At 60.8% G+C, this 1,098-nt stretch carries 1 protein-coding gene; it reads right to left on the bottom strand.

The window, feature by feature from the left end; all coding sequences use genetic code 11:
- Nucleotides 1-7: 7 nt before the first annotated feature.
- Complete coding sequence (locus tag ON759_RS13885; protein ID WP_425608491.1) at nt 8-1,000, bottom strand: IS30 family transposase; 993 nt, start codon at nt 998-1,000, stop codon at nt 8-10.
- Nucleotides 1,001-1,098: the final 98 nt, after the last annotated feature.

The following is a 1,098-nucleotide window of genomic DNA, read 5'->3' as shown; positions in this document are numbered from 1 at the left end:
GGGTGAATTAACACTCCAAGTGCAACACCCCTGAGAGTTGTTGCATGCGCTGGATCGGCGTCTGGAAGCCATAGCGTTTTCTCGGTCGTGAGTTGAGTTTAGCGGCCACTTGGTCGCAATCGGATTGCCTTTTGCCGGCAAGGCTCTTGCGCTTCTTGAAGTATTGCCTGAGCAGTCCATTGAAGTTCTCGTTACTGCCCCGCTCCCACGGATGGTGTGGATAGGCAAAGAAGCAACGAACGCCGGTGGCCTCCTCGATCTGGCGGTAGCCGTGGAACTCGGTGCCGTTGTCCCAGGTAATCGTCTTGAATGGCAGGCCGCTGCATTGGATCAGACCAATCGTGGCCCGGTTCACCGCGAGCACCGTGCGGTGCTGCAGGCGAACGACCTTCGCCAAGCCGGTGGAGCGCTCCACCAAGGTTAGGAGGCAGTTGCGCTCGCCTGCCGCACCCATGACGGTGTCGCCTTCCCAGTGCCCAACCTCCTGGCGGAGCTCGATCGCTTCCGGCCGGCTATCGATCATCGGCTTGTTGGCCAATTTTCCCCGCTTTTCAGGACCATACGTGCGCTTGCGGCGGCGCTTGCCGCCCTGCCGCAGGTGCCGGAACATCCTCCCGCCTTGCCGTTGGTCGCGCCGCACGTAGCGGTAGATCGTCATGTGGCTCAGGCGCACACCAAGTCGGTCGGGCAGCTGGCTGGCGATCTGCTCAGGACTCCACTGCTCTTCGGCCAGGAGCGCTTCAACCTCGGCATACACCTCTGGCGCGTGATGCTTCACGCGCCGGCATCGTCGCCGTCGACCGTTCGCCTGTTCCTGCGCCTTGCTGGGTATGTAAAGCGGGTTCGGCTTGCGGTCATCGACCGTCGCGTTGCGCCGCACCTCCCTACTGAGGGTGCTAGGGCTACGACCCAAAAGCTTGGCAATGCTGCGGAGCGACTGTTTGTCACGCTTGTAGGCGGACAAGATGTATCGTTCACCTTCGGTGAGCTGGTGGTACATGAGGGATCTTCTCTTGCCGGAGTGATCGCCTTCAGTCTGCCAGCTCACCGCCTCCTTCTCAGGCGTCGCAGGTGTTGCACTTACTTTGTTAACTTGCG

This window comes from Thermomonas mangrovi, assembly GCF_028201335.1.
Classification (GTDB): Bacteria; Pseudomonadota; Gammaproteobacteria; order Xanthomonadales; family Xanthomonadaceae; genus Thermomonas; species Thermomonas mangrovi.
This window is presented reverse-complemented; position numbering and strand designations above follow the sequence as displayed.